This window comes from Microbacterium sp. BG28 (assembly GCF_034044005.1).
Taxonomy (GTDB): domain Bacteria; phylum Actinomycetota; class Actinomycetes; order Actinomycetales; family Microbacteriaceae; genus Microbacterium.
Genome location: NZ_JAXCHA010000003.1, coordinates 368,416 through 391,502, shown reverse-complemented (window position 1 = coordinate 391,502; position 23,087 = coordinate 368,416). Strand labels below are relative to the sequence as shown.

Genomic DNA, 23,087 nt, shown 5'->3' with positions numbered 1-23,087 from the left:
TTCCCCGACCCGTCCCTCGACAAGGCAAGGCAGATGACCCAGACCGACGACCTCGAACCCGACGCCACCATCGCGTACGCACTGCGCCGGGTCGGCAACCTCATGGAAGCCGACACGAACGACCCCCACGAAGTGGAGGGCGTGCTCAACCCCGGAACGGCGTGGGGCCCCGACGGCGAGCTCTACCTCTATCCGCGCATCGTGGCGGAAGGCAACGTCTCGCGCATCGCCCGCGCCCGCGTGGTGATCGAGGACGGCGTGCCCACCGGGGTCGAACGCCTCGGAGTGGTGCTCTCCCCCGATGAGGGCTGGGAGCACGGGCGTCAGAACGCGGGAGTCGAAGACCCCCGGATCACCTTCGTCGAACCGCTGGGCATCCACGTGATGACGTATGTGGCGTACGGCCCGCTCGGCCCCAAATCCGCGATCGCCGTGTCGACGGACACCGTCCATTGGCGGCGCCTCGGCCCCATCCGATTCGCATATCAGCCCGAGCTCGACGCGGATCTGAATCTCTACCCGAACAAGGACATCGTCTTCTTCCCGGAGGCCGTGCCGGGGTCTGACGGACGCCCGTCGCTGGCGCTCCTGCACCGCCCCATGTGGGATCTCGATTGGCTGCGACCGGGTGAGGGTGCGCGGCCGCCGGCCGGCATCACCGACGATCGCCCGTCCATCTGGATCGGCTACGTGGATCTCGACGCCGCGACGCGCGATATCGCCGCACTCACCCTGGTCGAGAACTCGTCGCAGATCGTCACGCCCGAGGCCGCGTACGAGTCGGCGAAGATCGGCGCCGGCCCCTCTCCCCTGCGTGTCCCCGAGGGCTGGCTGCTCCTGCACCACGGCGTCTCCGGTGCGACGCCGCGCGGATTCGAGCTGGCGCACGGGTCGAAGTACAGCGCGGGCGCGATCCTCCTGGATGCGGCCGACCCGCGCCGCGTGCTCGCGCGCACACCGGAGCCGCTGCTCGCGCCCGAGACCGCCGAGGAGCTCTCCGGCACGCTCGGCAACGTCGTCTTCCCCACGGCGATCGAGAAGATCGGCGAGCGCTGGTTCGTGTTCTACGGCATGGCCGACTCCTCGATCGGCGTCGCCGAGTTGGAGCGCGTCGAAGGCTGAGCGCGACGGAGCGTTCGCACGGATGCGGCGGGGCTTCGGCCTCGCCGCATCCGTGTTCTCGTCGCCAGCGCCGAGCGGCCGCCACGATCGCGGAAGCCGGCGTGGGCCCTGCCGCTCATCGGAGCGACAGGGCCCGAAGGCTGCTGGCGCCGCGCCGACATCCGCATGGCGCGGACGACGGATGGCCGGGCCCGAAGACCCGGCCATCCGCGCGTGCGCCCTGACGTCAGTCGGCCGCGCGGCGCCGGCGCCGGTCGAGCACGAGCGCACCGCCCAGGGTGAGCATGAGCAGTGCCGCCGCTGCAGTCCACGGCACCCAGGCGAGGTCGGCGCCCGTGCTCGGCAGCGCTCCGTCCGCCGGGTTCTGCGGGTTCTGCGGGTTCTGCGGATCCGTTGCACCACCGGCCGCGGCCTCGATCTGCACCGCCACGGAGGCGATGTCGACGCCGTCGCGCATCACGACGATCGCGTGCGCACCACCGGGGACGTCGGCGGGGATGTCCGCGGTGAGCGTGAACGCTCCGGCCGCATCCGCCGTGACGGTGCCGAGGTCCCGCGGACTCGAGCGCAGCTGCACGAGGTACTGCGCGCCGGGCGTGAACTCCGCGCCCGTCACCGTCACCGTGCCTCCGGCCCGCAGACCGTCCGAGGCGGTCACGGTCGGCGTCCGATCCGACTGCTCGACGACCTCCACCGACACCGGCGCGGTCGCCGGCGACCAACCGGCCTCGTTCTGCGCACGCACCGACACCGCGTACGTACCGGGAGCGAGCCCGTCGGCACGCCCGGTCAGCACGTCGCCGACGACGGGGATCACGCGGCCACCGATCGTGAGCTCGTACGCCGAGACCGCAGCCCCGCCGTCGTCCTCCGGCGCCAGCCACGTCGCGATGACCGCGGAGCCTTCGGCAGCCGCCGTCAGCGAGGCGGGCGCCGAAGGCACCGTCACCTCGGGCTCCTGACCGATCTCGACGAGGCCGTCCAGCGCGGCGCGAAGAGCCTCGGCCCGCTGGTCGATCACCGACTGTCCGATCCCGCTCGTGCGCAGCGCATCCTTGGCCGCCTCCAGTGCGGGCAGCACCGGGCGCCAGCTCTCAGCGGTGTAGATGTTGCTGTCGAGCGCGTTGCCGCGGTCGACGAGTTCCTGCAGCGCGGCGGTGTCGACGGCGACGTTGACCGTGCACCAGCTGATCTCGTCGCCCTTCGCGTGAGTGAGAAGCACTCGCGTCGAGCCCGACTCCCCCGCCCGCAGGTCGAAGGCGACCGAGCCGTCCGCACCGACGCGCGGCACGCCCTCGACGCGGGCGACGGCCGCATCCACCGGATAGGCGGTGAAGGCGTCGTCGGCGTCGAGCGGGGCGATGGATGCGGTCACGGTGGCGATGTCGCCGTGGGACGCGCTCACGTCCGGCGAGGTGCACGAGAAGTTGTAGCCGCCGTACAGCTCGAACTCGAACAGTGAGATGCCGTACTTCGTCACCGGCAGACCGGCGACCCGCACGTAGCGCACCTCGGCGTCGGCGAAGTCCACCGTGTTCTTCAGCTCCGCCGAAGTCTTCTGCACTCGGGCCAGCTCCTGCCAGGTCTGACCGTCGAGCGAGCCCTCCAGCCGGAAGTCGTTCGAGGTCGCCGACTCCCACGTCAGCACCGCCTGGTTGACTGTCCTCGGCCCTTCCAGGTCGACCTGCAGCCAGCGCTCCGTCTTGTACGGCGCGTCCTCGCGGCGCGACGCCCAGCGGGTCGTCCCGATCCCGTCGGTGGCGAAGCGCGGCTCGAGCGTGGCGTTGTACGACGACTCTGCGGTCGTGGGCCGACCGAGCGCGAGGTTCTCCCGCCCGACGGGCGTCGTGGGCGCCGAGGCGATCGCGTCGCCCTCGAACACCTCCATCTCCCAGATCGAGACGCCGTACTGCGTCGTGCTGCGCTGGATCGACTGCATGCGCACGTAGCGCGCGTTCTCCTGCACCGCGATCACGTCGAGTCCGCCGTCGCTGCCGCCCGAGGGCGTCACATATGCGTCGCGCCAGTTGTTCTGATCGTCGGACACCTGGATGCGGTACTGCTTCGCGTACGAGGCCTCCCACCACAGCCGGACGGTGCCGATCGGCTGGACTGAGCCGAGGTCCACCTGGGTCCACGCCGTGTCGGAGAGGTTGGCGCTCCAGCGGCCGGCCATGTTCCCGTCGGTGATGCTGCCGGCCGCGGACCCGCCCGACGCCGTCACCGATCGGCCGAGCGCGAGGTTGCGACTGGCCTCGACGGACATCTGAGCGATCGAATAGCCGTTGCCTCCGACGCTCTCGAGCAGCAGCACCCGTAGGTAGGTCGCCGCCGTGGGCGGGAACTCGAGCGTCTCGGTTCGCCCTTCCGCATCCTGCACGAAGCGCAGATCGCTCCAGTTGGCACCGTCCTGCGAGGTCTGCACGAGGTAGCGCGTGGCTGCCTGGGCACCCCACTCGAGCGTCAGTCCCGTCACGAAGGCGCCGGCGCCCAGATCCTTGGCCACCCACTGCACCCCGCCGTCGGCGGACGCCCAGGAGGTGGCGGCGTCGCCGTCGCCGGCGAGTGCGGCACCGCGCCCCTCGGCGGAGGAGCTCGCCGAGTAGGCCGAGGTCTGGGCACCATCGGTCGGCGTCAAGGACGCCGTGACGGTCTTGCCGAGGTTCGGTCCGGACCCCAGAGCGAAGGTTCCGGCGTGCGCCGCGTCCGGCGCCCGAAGGGTGACGGCCACGACGAGACCGGGCTTGTCGGGGTTCGCGATGCTGACGACGGGCTCCGCTCCCGACTCGTCGAGGATGACGATGGCGGGCTGATTGACCTCGAGTGTGCGTCCGTCGCCGAGATCGAGGGCACCGGCCTGGAAGAACGTCGCCATCGTGCGCTGAAGGCCCGCATGCTGCACGGCCTGCACATTCGCGTCGTTCTGCAGGATGCGTACCGCCGGGGCGGCGGCATAGCGCTCGACCTCAGCCGGGGATGCGGCGGGCAGCACGATGTACTCGTAACCCGCTTCCGTCGGCTTCGTGCCGTGGTCGAAGTACAGGGTGAAGGCGTCGCGGCTCACCGCATCCTCGCCGACCCAGCTGCCGGTCTGCGCCTTGTTGGAGACGGTGATCGGTGCATCGGACGGGAAGACGTATCCGACCTCGTCGTTGTAGGCCCATGCCGGATCCGCCACGACGACACCGTCCGCGCCGTCGGCGACGGGCTGACCGTCGACCGTCGCGTTGTCCTTGGCAGCGGCCTGGTTGACGACGCTGTGCACGGCCGCATCCGCCGTCGAACCGATGCCCGTTCCCAGCGCCACCATCTCGTCGTCGAAGAGGAAGGTGCTCTTCAGACCCTTCGTCTTCGCGCGGTCGAGCGTGTAGACGTTCGCGCCGTAGCGCCCGTCGGAGACGCCGCCCGTGAAGCTGCCGCCGTTGCCGACGCGGCCGTTCGTTCCCCGCGTCTGCTCCTTCAGGTAGGGAGCCGTGACACCCGGGTAGTGGAACCAGTCGAAGGCGGGACCGAGGTCGAGGTACTCGCGATTGTTCACCTGGATGGCGGTGGCCGCCGCCGAGTTCCAGAAGACCTCGTTGCCGACCTCGGGACGGAACGTGGAACGATACTCCGCGCCGACGGTGCGGCTGGAGTTCAGGCGCGTGAAGATGGCGTACTCGTCGCGGATGTGGGAGGAGAACTCGGACCGCCAGAAGTACTTGTCGCCCGTGACGCCGTTGCCGGCGGTCTTGCCGCGGATGTTGTCGGCGAGCGCGCGGTACTGCGTGGCGTAGAGGGCGTCGGTGCGCGCCATCTCGTCGAGCGGTTCGAGGAACTCCGATGCGTAGCTCGTGACGCCGTCGATCGTCTTGGGCGGTCGGTAGCCGAGGTACAGCATCCCCACCTCGCCGCGGATCATCCAGCGCGTGCCGTTGATGATGTAGAACGCGATGTCGTCGAGTTGCGCGCGGGTGAAGCCGAGGCTGGTGCCCCGCGCCGCATCCGCCCACAGCGCGACGTTGGTGAACAGAGCCATGCCGTAGCCCTCGCTGTAGAGCTGCGCTTCATGGGCCCAGAAGCTGGCGTCGGGCTGCACGGCCTCGTTGACGTTCCCGGAGTTGTCGACGGCGACCGTCGCGGCCATCGTGTCGAACCCGGAGGCGATGTCCGCGAAGTTGCGCGAGGCGACCGCCTCGAACAGGTAGTTCGTCGTACGCCAGGCACCGTTGGCGCCCACCGGGTCGAGCTTTCCGGTGTTGTGTTTCAGGCTGGCGGCGAACGCCTCGTCGCTGAGGACTCCGCCGAGGAAGATCGAGATGCGCCCCATGGCCATGGACTCGCCGATCTCGGTCTCCCACCAGTTCTGGTTGCCGGGATCGACCGCATCCCAGTACGTCAGGGCGCGGTCGACCGCGGTGACCAGGGCGGGATCTTCGAAGCCCTCCGCGTCGGAGTCGCGGTACGCGTAGGCCATCGCGAGCATGCGGTACAGCGCGATGTAGGCGGACCAGGTGGCGCCGTTCGCCGAGCTCGTACGGTCGGCGTAGTTCACGTCGGACCAGGAACCGTCGGGGTTCTGGGAGGCGGCGTACTCCTGCGCTTCGGAGACCCGCGCCAGGTAGATGCCATTGGCGATGATCACCTCATCGCCCTGCGCCAGGTAGTACTCCTGCAGACGCGACACGATCGTGTTCACGTCGTCGTCAGGGGTGGCTGCCGTCGCCGGCACGGTGGCGAGCCCCGTGAAGGCGAGCACCAGGGCGACGACGAGAGCCAGCGAGGCCCTGATTCTTCTCATGACGGGCTCCTTCGGCCGGGTGAGAGATGCGCGCATGCGTGCGCGAAGAGAGGATGCGGGCGCGGAGCCCGGCGCGCCGTGCGTCGACGCGGACGAGAACAGAAGGGCCGGGGAGCAGCTCGCCCCCCGACCCCGCGTGATCAGCCCTGGGCTGCGAGCGAGTCGATCTTGTCGGCGGCGCTCTTCATCTGGTCGGCGAGATCGCCCTGACCGGACTGCACCGCGGCCCCCCAGGTGTCGCGGAAGGTCTGCCAGATCTCCGTCGCGTTGGCGATGTTCGGCACATCGACCGTCAGCGGGACAGCCTGGGCGAAGGTCGCGAGCAGCGGGTTCGCGGCGAGGTAGTCGCCTGCCACCTCGGTGAGGTCGGTGCGGATCGGGAACTGACCGGTGGTCTCGAGCAGAGCGAGGTCGTTGTCGGCGTCCATCGAGAACTTCGCGAAGTCCCACGCGGTCTGCTTGTTCTGGCACGAGGTGTACAGGCCCACGTTCTTCGAGTCCCCGAACGTGTACGTCTCCTCGAGTGACTTGCCGTCGGCGGTCGGAAGCGGCACGACGCCGTACTCGACCTTGCCGTCGAACTGCGCGGCACCCCACGGGCCGGCGATGCCCATCGCAGCGACACCGTCGGCGAACGGGCCCGCCCATGCGTCGCCGCTGTACGCCTCGGCCGACGAGTAGCCGTCGGCGTAGAGCGTCTTCCAGAACTCGAGCGTCTGCATGCCCGCCTCGCTCGTGAACGTCGCCGCACCGTCGGCGACCAGCTGCGTACCGTCGGAGTTGGCGAGGTAGAACGGGTAGAAGTCGAACAGCGCGTTCGTGTAGTCACCGGATGCCGGCGGATACAGCGCGTAGTCGGCGGCGCCCGCATCCTTGATCGCCTTCGCGGCGGCGAGCACGTCGTCGTAAGTCGACAGCTTGGGGGCTTCGGCGTCGAGTCCTGCCTCGGCGAAGGCGGTCTTGTTGTAGTACAGCATGAAGGGGTTCGCCTTCCACGGCACCTGGTACAGGTCACCGTCGGGCGAACGGAAGCCGTCCGCCGCGTCGCCCGAGCGCTCGGTGATGAACGACTCGCCGTCGTCGAACGTCTTCGAGATGTTGACCAGGCCGCCCTGTTTCTGGAACGAGGGCACCGCGGCAGGTGCGGTGTTGTAGACGAGGCAGGCGGTGTTGCCCGCGGTGATCGCGGCCGAGATCGCATCCTCGGAGGACTTGCCGGCCGGGATCGCCTCCGCCGTCACCTGCTCGTCCGGGTGGTCGGCGTTCCACGCCTCGACGACGGCCTTGCCCCAGGCGATCTCCTGCTCGTTCGTCGAGTACCAGATCGTGATCGGACCGGACGTGAGCTCTGTGCTCGCTGCGTCGCCGCCTCCTGAGCTGCACGCTGCCAACGGAACGGCAACGGCGACGAGGGCGACAGCAGCGCTGATGGAACGCTTCATTGCGCGGACTCCTTCTCGCAATACTGCCCACGCCAGCCATTGCGTTTCTGTGATTCGGACCTTCGGAGAACGTCCACACGCACGGGTCGCGCGTGGTCGCACTGATCCACGCCCGCGGGTGGCGCTCTCAGTCGTCTCGTCGAGTGGTTGCAGCCTTAGTAAACCGGTTCTTGCCCACCGCGTCAATACATGAAGCTGTCACCAGTCGCGCGTTACTAAATCGGTATATCTCAATGATGCGCGGACTGACGCGCGCAGACACGCAGAACGAGTCACGCGCCCTTGCGGGCCGCATGGCGCGCGACGCGGTTGCGGTTGCCGCACCCCGCAGCCGTGCACCAGATCCGGTTGTGTCGCGGCGAAGTGTCCAGATAGACCCAGCCACATGCATCGTCGGCGCATTGACGGGCGGCGTGCAGGTCCGAGGTGATCAGGTCGTGGGCGAGAACGGCGATCGCCGCCCGGGGCGCCGAGACGTCTCCCGGTACCCGCCACCGCCAGGACGCAGATCCCGCGTCGCGCTGGAGCGTCGAGCGGCCACGGGCGGCGACGTACTCCTCGGCGATGAGGTCCGCCGCCGACTCGGATGAGGTGAAGACCGCCTCGTAGATCGCCTCGCGCAGCGCGACGATCGCTCGGAACTCGCGTGCCGCCGCATCCGGATCCGCCGCAGTCACGGCAGCGAGAGCGCCGTCATCCACGACCCCCATCTGGGCGCACCACGCCACGACGTCGTCAAAGTCGGCGAGGGTGTCGATCGCCCGGCTCGAGTCGAGCCGCCAGTGAACCGTGTCGACGAGGTCGAAGCCCGGGTGACCGCCCACCGCGGGAAACGGCGACCTCTCCCGCGACTCACTCATGGTCCGAGCTTAATGCGCGGTCCCAGGTTGTGCCGTTAGTCGAGTTCATGCCAGGGTCTAATGCATGTTCAGCCGCTTATCCATTAGGCTACATCGCGCGGGTCTCGGCCGCGACTTCGGTCGGTTCTGGCTGGCGCAGGGCGCCTCGTCGGTCGGCGCGCAGATCAGCGAGCTGGCGGTTCCGATGCTGGCGGTGCTGGCGCTCCACGCCTCCGCCGGCGAAGCGGGGCTTCTCGGAGCGGCACGGTGGGTGCCCTTTCTGCTGCTCGCGCTGCCGCTCGGGGTGCTGGTCGATCGCTCCCGTCGACGCCGCATCCTGATCACGTCAGACCTTGCGCGTGCGGCGGTGACCGCGGTGATCGTCGCGCTCGCTCTCGCGGAGGTGCTGACTCTGCCTGTCCTCGTCGTGCTCGTCGGGGTGCTCGGCGCCTTCACCGTCGCCTTCGAAGTGGCCTATCAGTCGTTCCTGCCGACGGTCGCCGGGCGCGACCAGCTCGAGCGGGCGAACGGCAGGCTCCAGGCGACGGTCGCCGCCACCGAGATCGGCGGACCGGGGCTGGCGGGCTTGCTGATCCAAGCCCTCTCGGCCGCGTGGGCGCTCGCGGTGCACGCCGTTGCGTACGTCGTCTCCGCCGCCGCACTCCTCCGCATCCGCACGCCCGAGGCCATCCCCGCCTCATCCGGGCGCAGCGCCATGGCCGACCTGCGCGAGGGACTCGCGTTCGTCCGCCGCGACGGCTACCTCGTCGCCCTGCTCGGCTTCTCGGCGATCTACAACCTCTTCGCGCAGTGGGTCATGGTGCTCTTCACCGTGCACGCAGTGCGTGAGCTCGGGCTCGAGGCCGGCCACCTCGGCCTGGTGTTCGGACTCGGCGCGATCGGGGCCGTGATCGGCGCCGCCTGTGCACCGGCGAGCGTGGCGCGATTCGGAGCCGGCCCCGTGCTGGTGGCATGCGCTGCCGCGGAGAGCGCCGTGCTCGCTGCGCTTCCGTTCCTCCCCGGCGCGTGGGGCGGGACCGCACTGGTCGCAGCCCTCGTCGTCGTGTTCGCTGTCAACGGCGCGGGCACGTCGCTGTCGAGCGTCGTGGCGGTGACGCTGCGTCAGCTGCGCACGCCGGACCACCTGCTGGGCCGCGTCAACGCCACGATGCGGTGGATCTCGTACGGCGTCGTAGCGATCGGCGCGGCGGCCGGGGGTGCGGTGGGCGAGATCATCGGCACACGATGGGGCATGGCGATCGGCTGCGCGGGGGTGCTGCTCACGGTGATCTGGGTGGGCGCATCACCGCTTCGCCGCATCCGCGTTCGCTCGCTCGTGGCGTCACCGAGGCGACAGCGTCCGCCTGATCGCCGTGACCTCCTGCAGCGGGTTCGTCACCAGATGGTGCCGCCGCCGACGGAGATGCCACCCCAGGTGAGAAGGATGAAGATGATCGCGAACACCACGGGCGCGATGCCCTGTCCGCTGCGCGCGAGCCCCTTCAACAGGCCGATCACCGTGAACACGGCCGCGACGATGGAGAGCCCACCGCCCAGGATGAGCCCGATGAACAGCGGGATGGGCATGAGCACGAGGCCGGCGAGGCCGAACCAGAATCCGGCCCAGGCGCTCGGGTTGCGGCGACGTTCGACGGTGTAGGACACGTGCCCATTATGCGGGGCGGGGCCCGCAGGAAACACAAAAGCCCCGGAAAGACCGGGGCTCATGGCGGAGACGGAGGGATTTGAACCCTCGGTCCCCTTACGGGGACTCCACCTTAGCAGGGTGGTGCACTAGGCCTGACTATGCGACGTCTCCAGTGGCGGCTTGCGCCGAACACACCCGTCCATCATAACGGGTCGGTTCGCCCCCACCGAACAGGTCCCGGATACTCGATAGCGGATGCGGTGCGCACCGCATCCGGAAGGGCATGCGGTGGACCCGAAACACCTCGTCAGTTCGGCGGCGCTCGCGCTGCTCGCCGGCTTCGTCGACGGCTTCGCGTTCGTGATGCTCGGCGGCTTCTTCGTGTCGTTCATGAGCGGCAACACCACGCAGGCGTCCGCGGAGCTGACGGGCGGCGCGTGGGGCGCCGCGGGATACGCGGGTCTGCTCGTCGCGGCCTTCGTCGCCGGCGGCGTGACGGGAACGGCCGTGTCGATCCGCGCCCGGGCGCGCGGCGTCATGACGCTCGTGGCGCTCACGCTGCTCGGGGCCGCGGCTCTGGCGGGGATCGGTGTCGTGCTCGCCGCCGGCCCGGTGCTCGCGGCCGCGATGGGCGCCACCAACGCCGTGCACTCCCGCAATGGCACGGCCCCCTTCGGCATCACCTACATGACGGGCCAGCTCATGAAGCTGGCCGAGAACATCGTCGCCGCCTTCCGCGGCGGCGATCGACGCGCCTGGATGCGGCACCTCGCCCTGTGGATCGCGATCGCACTCGGGGCCATCGGAGGCGCCGCCGCCGCTCGCCTCGTCGGCCCCGCCGCGCTCTGGCTTCCCGCCGTCGCCGCAGCCGCCACGGCGGCAACCCTCATCCTGCGCCGGCGAACCCCACCAGCGACGTCATCAGAGTGAACAAGCCGATCAGTCCATGATCGAACTCCGCCCCGCCGAACCGACGGATGCGGCGAGCATGGCCGAGGTGCAGAACGCCATCCACCGCGCCGGTCTTCGCGCCAACCCGGTCGACATCGCCTTCGTTCAGGACCGCTACCTCGACCCCGAACACCGGATCGCGTCATCCCGCATCGCGTCGACCTCTGAGCTCTAGCTCTAGCTCTAGCTCTGCGGAACGGTGCACGTCACCTGCTTCGCGGTCTGCCCCGGGATCGACGACGGCAGCTCGACGGCCGTATCCGACGGCAGCGCTTCGCCGCCTTCCGTCGCCGCGGGAGCGGGAGCGGTCGCGGCCGGGTCAGGAGCAGTCGTCTCGGGCGCCTCGCCCGTCACCTCGACGCCGAAGCCGCCGCTCGCGTCACCGGTGAGCTGCAGCGGCCGGTTCTCGCGCAGCGCGGCGAACAACGCGTCCGCGGCGCTCGAGATCGGCACGAGACCGCTGCCGGAATACGCGGCAGGGTACTGCACGAAGACGATGTCCTCGAAAGGCACGTCCTTCAACGCCATCGCGATCTGCGCCATGCGCGTCGGATTGGCGAGCTGCTTGTCGAGCACGAGCTGCTTCTCACGCACCTGCGTCATCGCGACGTTCGCGAAGTTCAGCAGCTTGCCGGCATCCCCGAACACGGCGTCGCCCTTCAGCTTGCGCACGAGCGAGGACATGAACTGCTGCTGGTTCGAGATGCGGCCGAGATCCGAACCGTCGCCGATGCCGTGACGGATACGCAGGAACTGCAGCGCCTGCTGACCCTGCAACGTATGCGTTCCGGCCGAAAGGGCCAGGCCCGTGTGACGGTCCGAGATGTCGCCCTGTACACAGACGTCGACACCGCCGACGGCGTCGGAGAGGTTGATCACGCCGGTCCATCGGATGGCGGCGGCGAACTGGATGTCTTCGCCGGTGAGCTCCTCGACGGTGCGCACGGTGCACGGCAGCCCGCCGTACATGTACGACGCGTTGATCTTCTCGGTGCCGCCGCCCACCGTGTTGCCGTCGGCGTCCTGGCATTCCGCGATCGGCACGAAGGTGTCGCGCGGGATCGAAACGACCGTCACCCGCCGCGGCTCGTCGCTGATGTGTACCAGCATGGTCACGTCGTTGCGCTCGCCGCCGTCGTCGTCGATCCCGCACCGCGGGAACAGGGCGAGGTCTTGCCCCTCACACGAGTCGGTGCCCACGAGCAGCACGTTCACGCCGCCCTCGATCTCACCGAGGCCCGGCGGCAGAGCAGGGTCGCCCTCGTTGCCGATGTCGACCGCGGTGTCCTGGATGGTGGCGGCGGCATCCCACACGTGGAAACCGACGACGCCGGCGGCCGAGACGATGCCGACCACCACGGCGACGGCCACGATCGACAGCGCCTGCACGAGCGGATGCGGGGAACGCAATCGGCCGTGCCGGGCCACCGGAGCCCTCTGGCCGCGCCGCCTCGGCATCAGCGCAGGTTTCCGTTCGAACACGTCTCCTCGGCGGCGGTCTGCCCCGCGATGGAGGACGGCAGCTCGACGCTGTCGGTCGGGGTCGTGGGCTGCGCCACGTCAGCGGACTGGGTCGGCGCGGGGGTCGTCGGGTCCGTCGGAGCCTCGGTCGGATCGGCGACGATCGTGCCATCGCCCTGGCTCGTCGAGCCGGTCAGCACGAGCTGCTGGTTGGCCTCGAGCGCGGCGAACAGGGCTTCGGCGGCGTTCTTGTTCGGCACGACCCGGTTGGGATCGTCCGGGTCGGTGAGCGTGGGGTACTGCACGAAGACGATCTCGTCGAACGGCACTTCCTTGACGGCGAGCGCGATCTGCACGAGCGTCATCGGATTCGTGAGGCTCTGACTCGGCGTGACGTTCTCGACGCCGACGGTCGCCAGCTTGTAGAGCGTGGCGGGATCGCTGAGCACGCCCTCTCCGACGAGCTTGCGCGCGAGACGCGACATGTACTGCTGCTGGTTCGAGATGCGGCCCAGGTCGCCGCCGTTGCCGACGCCGTGCCGCGTGCGGAGGAACTGGAGAGCGTCCAGGCCCTGCACGTTGCGCGTGCCGGCGGGCCAGTCGATGCCCGTGTAAGGGTCGCGGATGCCGTTGGCGATACACACGTCCACGCCGCCGATGGCGTCGGTGATCTGGATGACGCCGCCGAAGGTCACGGATGCCGCGAACGGAATGTTCTGGCCCGTCAGCTGCGAGATGGTTTTCACCGCGCAGCTGAGGCCGCCGTAGGAGAAGGTCGAGTTCAACTGCTGCTTGCTCATCGCGGAACCCGCCGAGCCGTCCGGTCGTGTGCAGGAGGGGATCGGGATCATCAGGTCGCGCGGAAACGAGATCACCGTCACGCGGCGCGGATTGTCCGAGATGTGCAGCAGCAGGTTGACGTCGTTGAGGTCGCCCTCGGAGTCGGCACCGGTGCACCGGTCGCCGAAGAGTGCGGCGTACTCCGGCTCGCACGCGTCGGTACCGGCCAGGAAGAGGTTCACGCCGCCCTCGATCGCCCCGATGTCGGGGGGCACGGCGCTCTGCCCCTCGAGCGCGACCGCGTCCTGTGTGAGGTTGGTCGTCAGGCTCCAGATGTTGTAGCCGATGACGCCGATGCCGGCGACGAGCACCACCGCGAGCGACACGGCGACGAGCTTGAAGAACTGTGCGACGGGATGCGGCGAGCGCAATCGGCCGTGGCGCGCCACCGTCTGGCGGCGCCCGCTTCGGGTCGGGCTCACGCGGGTCCTCTCGTATGCACAAGCTGCAGGCGCGGCGCGATGCACACGCCCTGCCCCCATAGATCGTCGCCCATCCTACGAGTCGAGACCTGAGAACGACGTGCGGATCGCCTGGGCACGCTCAGCGGGTCGCGCGCGGCAGCGTCAGGCGCACACTGGTCCCGCGCCCGAACTGCGAGCGCAACGACACGTCGCCGTGATGCCGGTGCACGACGACCCGGACGAGCGAGAGACCGAGGCCCGTGCCCTCGACGCCCCGCGCATCCTGGGCACGCCAGAGCTCCTCCCAGACGAACGGGAGGTCCTCGGCGCGGATCCCCCACCCGGTGTCGGCGACCTCGATGACGACGGCGTCCGGCTCCTCCGTGCCGCGCACCTCGATGCGCGCTCCTTCGGCGGAGTACTTCGCGGCGTTCAGCAGCAGGTTGCGCACGGCGACGGCGAGCAGGTCCGGGTCGCCGATCACGGGCGGTAGCGGCCAGGGAACGGTGGGCAGCACCGTCTCGACGCTCCGGCGTATGCCGCGAGCGGCGAGTTCGTCACGCAGCGCCGCCGCCTCTTCTTCCACGATGACCGTCAGATCCACCTGGGACGCCTCGATCGGTCGGGTCTCCAGAGACGACAGGGCTCGCAGCTGCATGACGACACCGCTCAGCCGCGTGGCCTGTGCCGACGCGATCACCAGATTCCCCGGCGGTGTCTGTTCTCCGGCCGCCAGCGCCGAGCGGATGGCGGTCACCGGGTTCTTGAGTTCGTGATCGAGGCGGCGAAGGAAGCGGCGGTGCGCATCGCGTTCCGCCACGGCACCCTCGGCGCGCGCCGCTGCCAGCGCCGCGTCGCGTCGGCGCACCCGGGCCGGGCGGATGATCAGCAGGAGTGCCAGCACGATCGACACGAACACCCCCACCGCGACCAGGACGGTGGCCAGCGGCATCCGCAGCACGATCGACCCGTTGCCGCCGGCGAGTGCGACCACGACGGCGATGAGTGCGGCCAGGGCGAGCGGGGCGGCGACGAGCACCAGGCGCACGGGTTTCACGACGCACTCACGGGCGCACAGAAACGGTAGCCCGCACCCGGCAGCGTCTCGATCCAGCGCGGCTGCTGGGCGTCGTCGCCCAGCGCGCGTCGCAGTTCTGCGATGCGGTGGTCGACGGCCCGCGTGGTGACGGCGAACTCGAACCCCCAGAGGGTCTCGAGCAGGTGCTCCCTCGTGTGCACCTCGTCCGGGTGCGACATGAGGTACTCGAGCAGCGTGAACGCCTTCGGCGTCAGCTCGAGCGTCACGCCGTCGCTCTGCAGCCGACGAGCCACCCGGTCCAACCGGAGCCCCGCGCTGACCAGCTGCGACGATGCGGTCAGGGGCTTGCCTCCGCCCGCCGTGCGCCGCAGGACCGCACGGATGCGGGCGACGAGCTCCGGCGGATCGAAGGGCTTGCCGAGATAGTCGTCGGCGCCCTCCTCCAGCGCCGCGGTGCGCTCGAACGATGCATCCACCTTCGTCAGCATGATGACCGGGGTCCACGCGTCCGCGCGGCGAAGGCTCCGCACGAGTTCGCGGCCGTCCATGCGCGGCATGAGCACGTCGGAGACGACGATGTGGGGGGCGAAGGCGGCGTGCGCGGCGAGGGCGCTCCGCCCGTCGGCCTCCACCCGTACGTCGAATCCGCTGCGTTCGAGGAAGGGGGCGAGCGTGGAGGTGATGGCCTCTTCGTCATCCACGAGCAGCACGCGGGTACGCGCCTCGTCACTCACGAGGCGTTCACCGCCCAGATGCCGATGCCGAACGCCGCGAGCACGAGAAGGGCGATGGCGGCGATCGTGAGATAGCCGATCACCAGGCCCGCGACCGCGAACCCCGCTCCTGCGGCGTTGCTACGCCGGATGCGGGAGAGCGCGACGTGCCCGAAGATCACCGCGAGTAGGTTGAAGCCGAGCAGCGCCAGCACGAAGGATGTGATGGCGAGTCCGTCGGTGGGTCGGGTGACGTAGACGTACTGCTGCGGGGCCTGGGACATGGTGGTCATCCTCTGGTCGTGGCGCGTGCCGTGTTGGCGACGCCGGTATCGGTCACGTCTGGGGTGCCGCTCTCCCACCGCAGGTCGTTGCCGCTGCCGCCCACCCGGGCGATATCGACGGATGCGGCCTGCACCTGGTTGGCTGCTCCGGTGATCTCGAGCGTGCCGATGCCCTCGGCCAGCACGACGGCACCGCTCGCCGTGACGGTCACGAGGGCACATTCCCCCGCGATCGACACGGTCGCGCCCGCCTGCGAGACGACGACCTCCCCCGAGACGCACGAGGTCTGCTGCGCCACGTCGGCATAGCGCGCACGCAGATCGGTGGATGCGGCGGACGGAGGCGTCGAGGCGTTGGGCTCCTGCTCCTTCGAAGCGGATGCCGCCGGGGCCGGCGTCGACGACGGAGCGGGATCAGCCGCGGGCGCGCCGGGCGCCTCATAGGCGACGGAACATCCGGTCAGAAGCACGGCGAGGGCGGCGAGCGTGATCGGGAGCGTCTTCTTCATCATCTCGTCCGCTCAGAAGGCCGGGATGAAGATCTCGACGCGGCGATTGAGCTGGCGTCCGGCGGGGTTGTCGACGCCGTCGACCTCGTTCGCGGCGACGGGCGCGCTCTCGCCGTATCCGACCGCGCTGAGCGACGACGTGACGCCGCGGTCCGTGAGGGCCGCGACCACGGATGCGGCACGGCGCTCGGACAGCTCCTGGTTGTATTCGTCGGACCCGATCGCGTCCGTGTGCCCGCCGATCTCGGCCGTCGGCACGTCGAGTTCCGTCATCGCGGCCGCCAGCTCATCGAGCACGCCCGTCGCATCCGCCCGGATCTCGGAGCGGTCGAAGTCGAAGAGCACGCCGTCGCTGAGCGTGATGGTCGTGCCGCAGGACGTGAGGGGCGCGAGCGTGCCGAGGGGCGGGAACACGCCGACCGGCGCGACCGCGGGCAGGGCGTCGACCTCGATGGGCTCCCCGTTCACCGCGCCCGTGCCGTCGCCGTGGTTGCGGATGTCCAGGCCGGCCGCGACGTAGGAACCCGACCCATCGCCGTAGTTGTGGATCTCGACGTCCGCATCGCGGTACATCGCGGATCCGTCGCCGTAGTTCCAGTGCTCGACGCCGTTGCCGGTGCGCGAAGCGGAGCCGTCGCCGTAGACCCACGTCGCGCCGTCGGTCGTCGTCACCGAGCCGGAGCCGTCGCCGTAGTTGTGGATCTCGATCCCGTCGGCGATGTAGGAGCCCGAACCGTCGCCGTAGACGTTCGCCGTCACCCCGTTGACGGTGAAGCTGCCCGAACCGTCGCCGTAGTTGCGCACCGTGCCGTCGGGGCCGGTGAAGGTTCCCGACCCGTCGCCGTACAGCAGCACGGAGCCCTGGGCGGTCGCCCGCTCGGTCACGTCGCCGCACGCGGCGGGGCGCACCTCGATGCCGGGCCGCGGCGCGATCTCGCGGTCCACCTGGATCGCGAATCCCCCGAGCGAGGCGTCGAGCAGCGACAGGTCGGGCATCGTGAACAGCGGAACAGGCGGAACCTCGCCGGGCGCGAAGCCCGCGACGGCGGGGACGGCCGGTGCTGACGGCGAGCCCGGCGTCGTCGCCGCCACCGGGGCGGCGGGCCGCGGGTCGGCGGCGCAGCCTGCGACCAGGGCGCCGACGGTCGCGACGAGGGCCAGGATGCGGGGCACGGTGCTGCTCATGCAACGACCGTACCGAGCGGGCCCCGTCGCCCGGTGGCAGGGTCGTCGCACCTGTGTATCAATCCCGCGACACGGCCGCGATCATCCCGGAGGATGACGCGGATGGTGCTCCCGGCCGACGACATCGCCGCATCCGCCGACGAGGCTGAAGGCATGCACGCTCCCTCAGCTTCTCGCCCTGTTCTCGTCGCGCGCGGTCTCGTCAAACGCTACGGCGCGCTCACCGCCCTCGCGGGCGTCGATGTGACGATCGCCGCGGGCGAGTCCGTGGCCGTCATGGGCGCCTCGGGGTCGGGGAAGACCACACTGCTCCACTGCCTGGCCGCGGTCATCGCTCCCGACGGCGGCTCCGTGCGGCTCGGCCAGGACGATCCGGTCGAGCTCGTCGGCATGGATGAAGCGGGGCGCTCCGCCATCCGGCGCAGTCAGCTCGGATTCGTGTTCCAGGAGCACCTGCTGCTGCCCGAGCTGACCGCCCTGGAGAACGCAGCCCTCCCGTTGCTGGTGCAGGGCGTGGCACGGCGAGACGCAGAACAGCACGCCGCCGGATGGCTGCACGCTCTGGGGCTCGCCGGCATGGAGGACCGCCGCATCGGCCAGCTCTCCGGCGGACAGGCGCAACGGGTGGCGATCGCCCGCGCCCAGGTGACGGGCGCACCGCTCGTCTTCGCGGACGAGCCCACCGGCGCTCTCGACTCGGCCACGTCCGCCGAGGTGATGTCGGCGCTCCTGCACGCCACGGTCGGGCAAGGACGCAGCCTCGTCGTCGTCACCCACGACGCCGACGTCGCGGCGCGCTGCCATCGCATCGTCCGGATGCGGGACGGCCGCATCCTGGACGCCGTGTCGATGAGGGAGGTACAGCGGTGAGCGCGCTCGCCACGCAGGGCGCGATGCGACGCACGCTCACCCTGTCGCGCTTACTCGCTCGACCATCCCGGCAGTCGCGTGCGGCCCTCGTGCTGCCGATCGTCGCCTTCGCGGCCACGACGACGCTGTTGCTCATCGTCGCCGGGGGCACGCGCATGTTCCTCACCGACGATCGCGGCGGGGCGTTCACCGGGATGTACGGCATCCTGGCGGTGCTCGCCCTCGTCCTGCTCGCCGTTCCGCTGGCCACGCTCGGCGCCGCCGCCGCACGTCTGTCGAGCCGGAGACGCGACGACCGCCTGGCGACTCTGCGACTGCTGGGCGCCACCTCGGGGGAGGTCGCGGCCATGACGGTGGTCGAGGCCGCCGCGACGGCCGCCGTCGGCGCCGCCGCGGGTGCGCTCGTCTACATCGCCGCCCTGCCTCTTGTGGGTCTCCTGCCGTTCTTCGGCGGCCCGATCGGAGCGGCGGCGGCGTGGGCCGGCTTCGACGTGCTCACCCTCGTGCTCGCGGGGGTCGTGGCGCTCGCGACCGTCAGCGCCACCCTCGGGCTGCGCCGTGTCGCGCTCACGCCGCTCGGCGTGCGTCGACGTTCGGAACCCGCGCCTCGTCGCCGCGCCGCCGTGGTCGTGGGCGTGGTCGGCGCCGCGACTGTCACCCTGATCGTCCTCAACCTCTCGAGCATCGGTCAGTTGGTCGGCCCCGCCGTCTCGATCGCTCTGCTGCTGGGCCTGTTCGCCGGATCCCTCGGCCTGCTGAACCTCATCGGCACCCCGATCGTCGCCGCGCGCGGTCGTGCGATGGCTCGCCGCGCCGGGGATGCGGCGCACCTCATCGCCGGACGCGAGCTCGCCGCGCACGCCTCCGTCGCCTGGCGACGCGTCTCCGCGATCGCGATGGTCTCCTTCATCGCGGTGGTCGGCGGGGCGGGGATGAGCCTGGTCGCGCTCGCCGGCGGGGACACGGCCGACAGTGGAACGGTGTTCGCCGACATCCGCACCGGCGTGCTCGTCACCCTCGTCTCGGCCTTCCTGCTCCTGGCGTGCTCCATCGGGGTGACGCAGGCCGCATCCGTGCTCGAGGACCGCGAGCTGATCGTCGGTCTCGACCGCCTCGGCGTGCCCGCCGCCGACCTCGCCCGCGCCCGTCGCATCACCGTGCTGCTTCCGCTGCGCTGGGCCGCGCTCGGCGGCGCGCTCGCGGGCATCGCGCTGAGCCTGCCGGTCATCGGCATCACCCTCGTGCTGGCTCCGACGTCGCTGCTGATCATCGGCGGAACCTTCGCGGTGGGCGTCGCTCTCGTGCTGGCCTCGCTCGCCTCGACCGAACCTCTCGTGCGGGCGATCCGGCGGGCGGTCGCGTAGCGATCCACAAACGGTCGAAATCTTTCGATACGCCCGCATGCGTTCTGCTAGGTTCCGTGGGAGCGCTCTCTGAGAGCGCTCCCAGAGCGAAGGAGCTTGAATGCGCGCGACGACGCGACACGTGAGACGCAACCTTGCCGTCTTGATGATCGGAGCGCTGGCGACGGCCGGCGCCGTGTCCCTGCCCACCGCCGCGAGCGCGGCACCCATCGACTACGTGCAGAACGGCGCGTTCACCTCCGGGCATGAACCGTGGTGGTCCGCCGGAGTGAGCGCGTTTCGCACCGACGGCGGCGTCTTCTGCGCCGACGTGCCCGCCACCGCCAACCCGTGGGACGTCCTGGTGGGGCAGAGCGACCTGCCGCTGACGGCGGGCGTCGACTACATCCTCACAGCCGACGTGCGCGCGAGCGACCCCGCTACGCTCGTGACCCAGGTGGCTCCGAAGGTCGCCGATGCGTCGTTCAGCACCTACACGAGCCAGACCGCCTCGCTCACGGATGCGTGGCAACCCCTCAGCTACACCTTCACCGCCCGCGACTTCGGCCAGGGCACGGTCTCCGATCTGCAGTTCCGCCTCGGCGCGAACAGCACCCCCACCACCTTCTGTCTCGACAACGTCTCTCTCATCGAGGAGGACTCCGTGCCGCCCGTCGATCCGGACCCCGTGGACCCGGTCGTCGGCACGGACCAGCTGCTGCCGAACCCGACGTTCGACAGTGGCACGAGCCCGTGGTGGACGGCCGGCCCGGTGGTGCTGTCGAACCCCGACAGCAACCTCTGCGCCACCGTGACCGGCGCGACCGCCAACCTCTGGGACGTGCTCGTCGGACACAACGACATCCCCCTCCCCGGCGCGACGGCCTTCCGGCTCGACGTCACCGCATCCGCCTCGGCTCCGGTGACGGCCTCGACCAAGGTCGGAACCTACTCGGGCGCGTCGACGGAGGACTTCGTCGAGCGCACCTTCGCCGTGGGCACCACGGCGAAGACCTACTCGTACACGTTCGAGACCACGCCCGCCGACACGTTCCACCTCTCGCAGGTGCAGTTCCGCGTCGGAGGCGTGCCGGAAGGAACCGTCATCTGCTTCGACGACGTGACGCTCACGGGCACGAAGTACACGTACCAGGCCGATACCGGCCCGGCAGTGAAGGTCAATCAGGTCGGCTACCTCCCGCGCGGGCCGAAGCGCGCGACGGTCGTGACGGCTGCGGCCGAGCCGCTCGCCTGGACGCTCGAGGACGCGAACGGCACCGCCGTCGCGACGGGTACCACGACACCGACCGGGTTCGACGCGAGCGCCGGTGTCGACGTGCACACGATCGACTTCTCCGACGTCACCGCGACCGGCGACGGGATGCGGCTGCGTGTCGGCGCCGAGGTGAGCCATCCGTTCCGCATCGCCGCCGACGTGTTCCAGTCGCTGCGCACCGACTCGCTGCGCTTCTTCTACACGAACCGGTCCGGCATCGCGATCGACGGCGACATCGCGGGCGCCGAGTACGCGCGTCCCGCCGGGCACGTGAACGAGGGCGCGAACCAGGGCGACAGCAACGTGGGCTGCCTCGAGCCGCAGACGTGGTCCGACGGTTGGTCGTGCGCCGACCGTCACGACGTCACGGGCGGATGGTACGACGCGGGAGATCACGGCAAGTACGTGGTCAACGGTGGCATCGCCGTCGCCCAGCTGCTCTCGGCGTACGAGCGCTCGCTTCCCGCCGGCACCGAGGCCGCTCTCGGCGACTCGACCCTGGCCGTCCCGGAGCGGGGCAACGGGACGCCCGACATCCTCGACGAGGCGCGCTGGGAGCTGGAGTTCCTGCTCAAGATGCAGGTTCCCGCGGGCGACCCGCTGGCGGGGATGGCCTGGCACAAGGTCACCGATCGCGCATGGACGGGCCTGCCGCTGATGCCGCACGACGACCCGCAGGAGCGACTGCTGCACCGGCCGTCGACGGCAGCCACGCTGAACCTCGCCGCGACGGCCGCGCAGGCGTCGCGCCTGTTCGAGCCGTACGACGCGGCCTTCGCTTCGCGCCTGCGCGAAGCGGCCGAAACCGCCTACGACGCGGCTCTCGCACACCCCGACCTGCTCGCACCCGAGGAGGACGGGGTGGGCGGCGGCACATACGCCGACGACACCGTCACCGACGAGTTCTACTGGGCGGCGGCAGAGCTCTACCTCACGACCGGCAGCGACCGCTACCGCGACGAGGTCGAGAACAACCCGCTGCACACCGCCGACATCTTCACGGCGGGCGGCTTCTACTGGGGCGACGTCGCGGCTCTCGGGCGCATGCAGCTCGCACGGTTCGGCACGGACCTTCCCGACATCGACCGCATCCGTCAGTCGGTCGTGGATGCGGCGGAGAAGCTCATCGCCGACCAGAAGGCGCAGCCCTTCGGGCAGCCCTACGCGCCGAAGGAGGGCCTCTACGACTGGGGCTCGAACTCGGCAGTACTGAACAACCAGGTGGTGCTGGCGACGGCGTTCGACCTGACGCAGCGCCCGCGCTACGCGGACGCGGTCATCGAGGCGTACGACTACCTATTCGGCCGCAACGTGCTGGGACAGTCGTACGTCACGGGATACGGCACGAACGACTCGCGCAACCAGCACAGCCGGTGGTACGCGAACGCACTCGACCCGCAGCTGCCGCATCCGCCTGTCGGCACGGTGGCGGGCGGGCCGAACTCGTCGATCCAGGATCCGGTCGCGAGCGCCTGGCTCGCGGGTTGCGCACCGCAGGCCTGCTACGTCGACGACATCGGCGCGTGGTCGGTGAACGAGATCACGGTCAACTGGAACTCCGCGCTCGCGTGGGTGGCCTCCTTCGTCGCTGACCTCGGTGACGGCTTCGTCGCGGTGACCCCGGTCGCGGTCGACGACACCGTATCCGGTGCGCCGGGCGAGCCGATCTCCGTCGAGCCGCTCGCCAACGACCGCGCCGGAGACGCCGACATCCCGTTGGATGCCGCGACGCTGACGCTGCTGGATGGTGCCGGTGACGCCTCGGTCCGGGCCGCCGCGACGCCCGTGAGCTCGGTGACGATCGCGGGCCAAGGCCGGTACGACCTCGACGGTGAGCGCATCGTCTTCACCCCCGAGGCAGGCTTCATCGGCACCGCGACCCCGGTCACGTACCGCGTGGCGGACACCCGCGGCACCGAGGTGACGGCGACGTTCACACCCACCGTGCGAGCGGCTGCCGCATCCGATCCGTCGACCGCTGCGCCCGCTGCGGCGGGGCGGGGATCCCTGCCGCAGACCGGCGTCGACACCTCGCCGCTGTGGGCGATCGGGGCAGCCGCGCTCGCGCTGCTGGGCGCGGGAGCCTACCTCGTGCGACGTCGCCGCCGCGCGGCCTGAGCACATGACGAGGCCCCGGCGGGCATTCCCCGCCGGGGCCTCGTCGTGCAGCCCTTGCCGCCGCGCGGGCCGGGCTCGCCGTATGGATCCGGAACCTGCACCTGCACCTGCACCTGCACCTGCCCGAACTCCTGCAGATCCGCACCCCCTGGTGTGCGTAAGTCCCTACCGTCGGCGAATTGCAGGAGTTCGGTCCGGTGTCGAACCGTGTTGCGACGTCCGTCCGCCGCCGGCGCCACGGGAGGCGCCTAGCGTCGTGAGGC

17 protein-coding genes and 1 tRNA gene are annotated in these 23,087 nt (G+C 70.3%); 7 read left to right on the top strand and 11 right to left on the bottom strand.

Features of this window, described 5'->3' with window-relative positions; genetic code table 11:
* Nucleotides 1-33: 33 nt before the first annotated feature.
* Entirely contained in the window at nt 34-1,122 is a 1,089-nt protein-coding gene (locus tag SK224_RS12960) for a glycosidase (protein WP_320435083.1), read from the top strand.
* Between the two features lie 226 nt (nt 1,123-1,348).
* Here the strand turns inward: SK224_RS12960 and SK224_RS12955 are convergent, their stop codons facing one another.
* The 3 genes from SK224_RS12955 to SK224_RS12945 form a co-directional block, all read right to left on the bottom strand.
* Complete coding sequence (locus SK224_RS12955; protein WP_320435082.1) at nt 1,349-5,902, bottom strand: discoidin domain-containing protein; 4,554 nt, start codon at nt 5,900-5,902, stop codon at nt 1,349-1,351.
* A 140-nt stretch (nt 5,903-6,042) separates the two neighbouring features.
* Nucleotides 6,043-7,344: a sugar ABC transporter substrate-binding protein gene (locus tag SK224_RS12950; RefSeq protein WP_320435081.1), complete on the bottom strand. Its 1,302-nt coding sequence runs from the start codon at nt 7,342-7,344 to the stop codon at nt 6,043-6,045.
* A gap of 272 nt (nt 7,345-7,616) precedes the next feature.
* Nucleotides 7,617-8,204 carry a CGNR zinc finger domain-containing protein gene (locus tag SK224_RS12945; protein ID WP_320435080.1) on the bottom strand — a complete coding sequence of 196 codons (588 nt, stop codon included), beginning with the start codon at nt 8,202-8,204 and terminating at the stop codon, nt 7,617-7,619.
* Nucleotides 8,205-8,268: 64 nt separating this feature from the next.
* On the opposite strand from SK224_RS12945, the gene SK224_RS12940 reads away from it, so the two are divergent.
* The gene (locus tag SK224_RS12940; protein ID WP_320435079.1) at nt 8,269-9,843 is read left to right on the top strand and encodes an MFS transporter; all 1,575 of its coding nucleotides are present in this window, start codon (nt 8,269-8,271) and stop codon (nt 9,841-9,843) included.
* A 67-nt stretch (nt 9,844-9,910) separates the two neighbouring features.
* On the opposite strand, the gene SK224_RS12935 is transcribed toward SK224_RS12940, so the two are convergent.
* Nucleotides 9,911-10,002: transfer RNA gene (locus SK224_RS12935), tRNA-Ser, on the bottom strand.
* Between the two features lie 117 nt (nt 10,003-10,119).
* Between SK224_RS12935 and SK224_RS12930 the strand changes: the two genes are divergently transcribed.
* Both SK224_RS12930 and SK224_RS12925 read left to right on the top strand, forming a co-directional pair.
* Nucleotides 10,120-10,761 (top strand): YoaK family protein, encoded by a 642-nt coding sequence (locus SK224_RS12930; protein ID WP_320435078.1) that lies wholly within the window; start codon nt 10,120-10,122, stop codon nt 10,759-10,761.
* 16 nt (nt 10,762-10,777) lie between these two features.
* Nucleotides 10,778-10,957, top strand: coding sequence for a hypothetical protein (locus SK224_RS12925; RefSeq protein WP_320435077.1), 180 nt, complete (start codon nt 10,778-10,780; stop codon nt 10,955-10,957).
* A gap of 8 nt (nt 10,958-10,965) precedes the next feature.
* On the opposite strand, the gene SK224_RS12920 is transcribed toward SK224_RS12925, so the two are convergent.
* From SK224_RS12920 to SK224_RS12890, 7 genes are all read right to left on the bottom strand, one after another.
* Entirely contained in the window at nt 10,966-12,210 is a 1,245-nt protein-coding gene (locus SK224_RS12920) for an LCP family protein (protein WP_320435076.1), read from the bottom strand.
* Nucleotides 12,211-12,239: 29 nt separating this feature from the next.
* The gene (locus tag SK224_RS12915; RefSeq protein ID WP_320435075.1) at nt 12,240-13,505 is read right to left on the bottom strand and encodes an LCP family protein; all 1,266 of its coding nucleotides are present in this window, start codon (nt 13,503-13,505) and stop codon (nt 12,240-12,242) included.
* A gap of 121 nt (nt 13,506-13,626) precedes the next feature.
* Nucleotides 13,627-14,544, bottom strand: a complete 918-nt coding sequence (locus tag SK224_RS12910) for a HAMP domain-containing sensor histidine kinase (RefSeq protein ID WP_320435074.1) — start codon at nt 14,542-14,544, stop codon at nt 13,627-13,629.
* Entirely contained in the window at nt 14,541-15,260 is a 720-nt protein-coding gene (locus SK224_RS12905) for a response regulator transcription factor (RefSeq protein WP_320435073.1), read from the bottom strand. The genes SK224_RS12910 and SK224_RS12905 overlap by 4 nt, the downstream gene beginning before the upstream one ends.
* Entirely contained in the window at nt 15,257-15,523 is a 267-nt protein-coding gene (locus tag SK224_RS12900; RefSeq protein WP_320435072.1) for a DUF4190 domain-containing protein, read from the bottom strand. The genes SK224_RS12905 and SK224_RS12900 overlap by 4 nt, the downstream gene beginning before the upstream one ends.
* A gap of 5 nt (nt 15,524-15,528) precedes the next feature.
* Nucleotides 15,529-16,032 (bottom strand): DUF3060 domain-containing protein, encoded by a 504-nt coding sequence (locus tag SK224_RS12895; protein WP_320435071.1) that lies wholly within the window; start codon nt 16,030-16,032, stop codon nt 15,529-15,531.
* Nucleotides 16,033-16,044: 12 nt separating this feature from the next.
* On the bottom strand, nt 16,045-17,217 hold the full coding sequence (locus SK224_RS12890; protein ID WP_320435070.1) for an OmpA family protein: 1,173 nt from the start codon (nt 17,215-17,217) through the stop codon (nt 16,045-16,047).
* 153 nt (nt 17,218-17,370) lie between these two features.
* On the opposite strand from SK224_RS12890, the gene SK224_RS12885 reads away from it, so the two are divergent.
* The 3 genes from SK224_RS12885 (at nt 17,371) to SK224_RS12875 (ending at nt 22,824) form a co-directional block, all read left to right on the top strand.
* Nucleotides 17,371-18,087, top strand: a complete 717-nt coding sequence (locus SK224_RS12885) for an ABC transporter ATP-binding protein (protein WP_320435639.1) — start codon at nt 17,371-17,373, stop codon at nt 18,085-18,087.
* Nucleotides 18,084-19,451: an FtsX-like permease family protein gene (locus tag SK224_RS12880; protein WP_320435069.1), complete on the top strand. Its 1,368-nt coding sequence runs from the start codon at nt 18,084-18,086 to the stop codon at nt 19,449-19,451. Before SK224_RS12885 ends, SK224_RS12880 begins: the two co-directional genes overlap by 4 nt.
* Nucleotides 19,452-19,551: 100 nt before the next feature.
* Nucleotides 19,552-22,824 (top strand): glycoside hydrolase family 9 protein, encoded by a 3,273-nt coding sequence (locus tag SK224_RS12875; protein ID WP_320435068.1) that lies wholly within the window; start codon nt 19,552-19,554, stop codon nt 22,822-22,824.
* The last annotated feature ends 263 nt before the right edge of the window (nt 22,825-23,087 follow it).

What these genes read in the sequence shown, in the direction of transcription:
- SK224_RS12955 (WP_320435082.1), bottom strand. Translation starts at nt 5,902, where the DNA reads ATGAGAAGAATCAGGGCCTCGCTGGCTCTCGTCGTCGCCCTGGTGCTC.
- SK224_RS12950 (WP_320435081.1), bottom strand. Translation starts at nt 7,344, where the DNA reads ATGAAGCGTTCCATCAGCGCTGCTGTCGCCCTCGTCGCCGTTGCCGTT.
- SK224_RS12900 (WP_320435072.1), bottom strand. Translation starts at nt 15,523, where the DNA reads ATGTCCCAGGCCCCGCAGCAGTACGTCTACGTCACCCGACCCACCGAC.
- SK224_RS12940 (WP_320435079.1), top strand. Translation starts at nt 8,269, where the DNA reads ATGTTCAGCCGCTTATCCATTAGGCTACATCGCGCGGGTCTCGGCCGC.
- SK224_RS12945 (WP_320435080.1), bottom strand. Translation starts at nt 8,204, where the DNA reads ATGAGTGAGTCGCGGGAGAGGTCGCCGTTTCCCGCGGTGGGCGGTCAC.
- SK224_RS12925 (WP_320435077.1), top strand. Translation starts at nt 10,778, where the DNA reads ATGATCGAACTCCGCCCCGCCGAACCGACGGATGCGGCGAGCATGGCC.
- SK224_RS12875 (WP_320435068.1), top strand. Translation starts at nt 19,552, where the DNA reads ATGCGCGCGACGACGCGACACGTGAGACGCAACCTTGCCGTCTTGATG.
- SK224_RS12960 (WP_320435083.1), top strand. Translation starts at nt 34, where the DNA reads ATGACCCAGACCGACGACCTCGAACCCGACGCCACCATCGCGTACGCA.
- SK224_RS12890 (WP_320435070.1), bottom strand. Translation starts at nt 17,217, where the DNA reads ATGAGCAGCACCGTGCCCCGCATCCTGGCCCTCGTCGCGACCGTCGGC.
- SK224_RS12885 (WP_320435639.1), top strand. Translation starts at nt 17,371, where the DNA reads ATGCACGCTCCCTCAGCTTCTCGCCCTGTTCTCGTCGCGCGCGGTCTC.
- SK224_RS12895 (WP_320435071.1), bottom strand. Translation starts at nt 16,032, where the DNA reads ATGAAGAAGACGCTCCCGATCACGCTCGCCGCCCTCGCCGTGCTTCTG.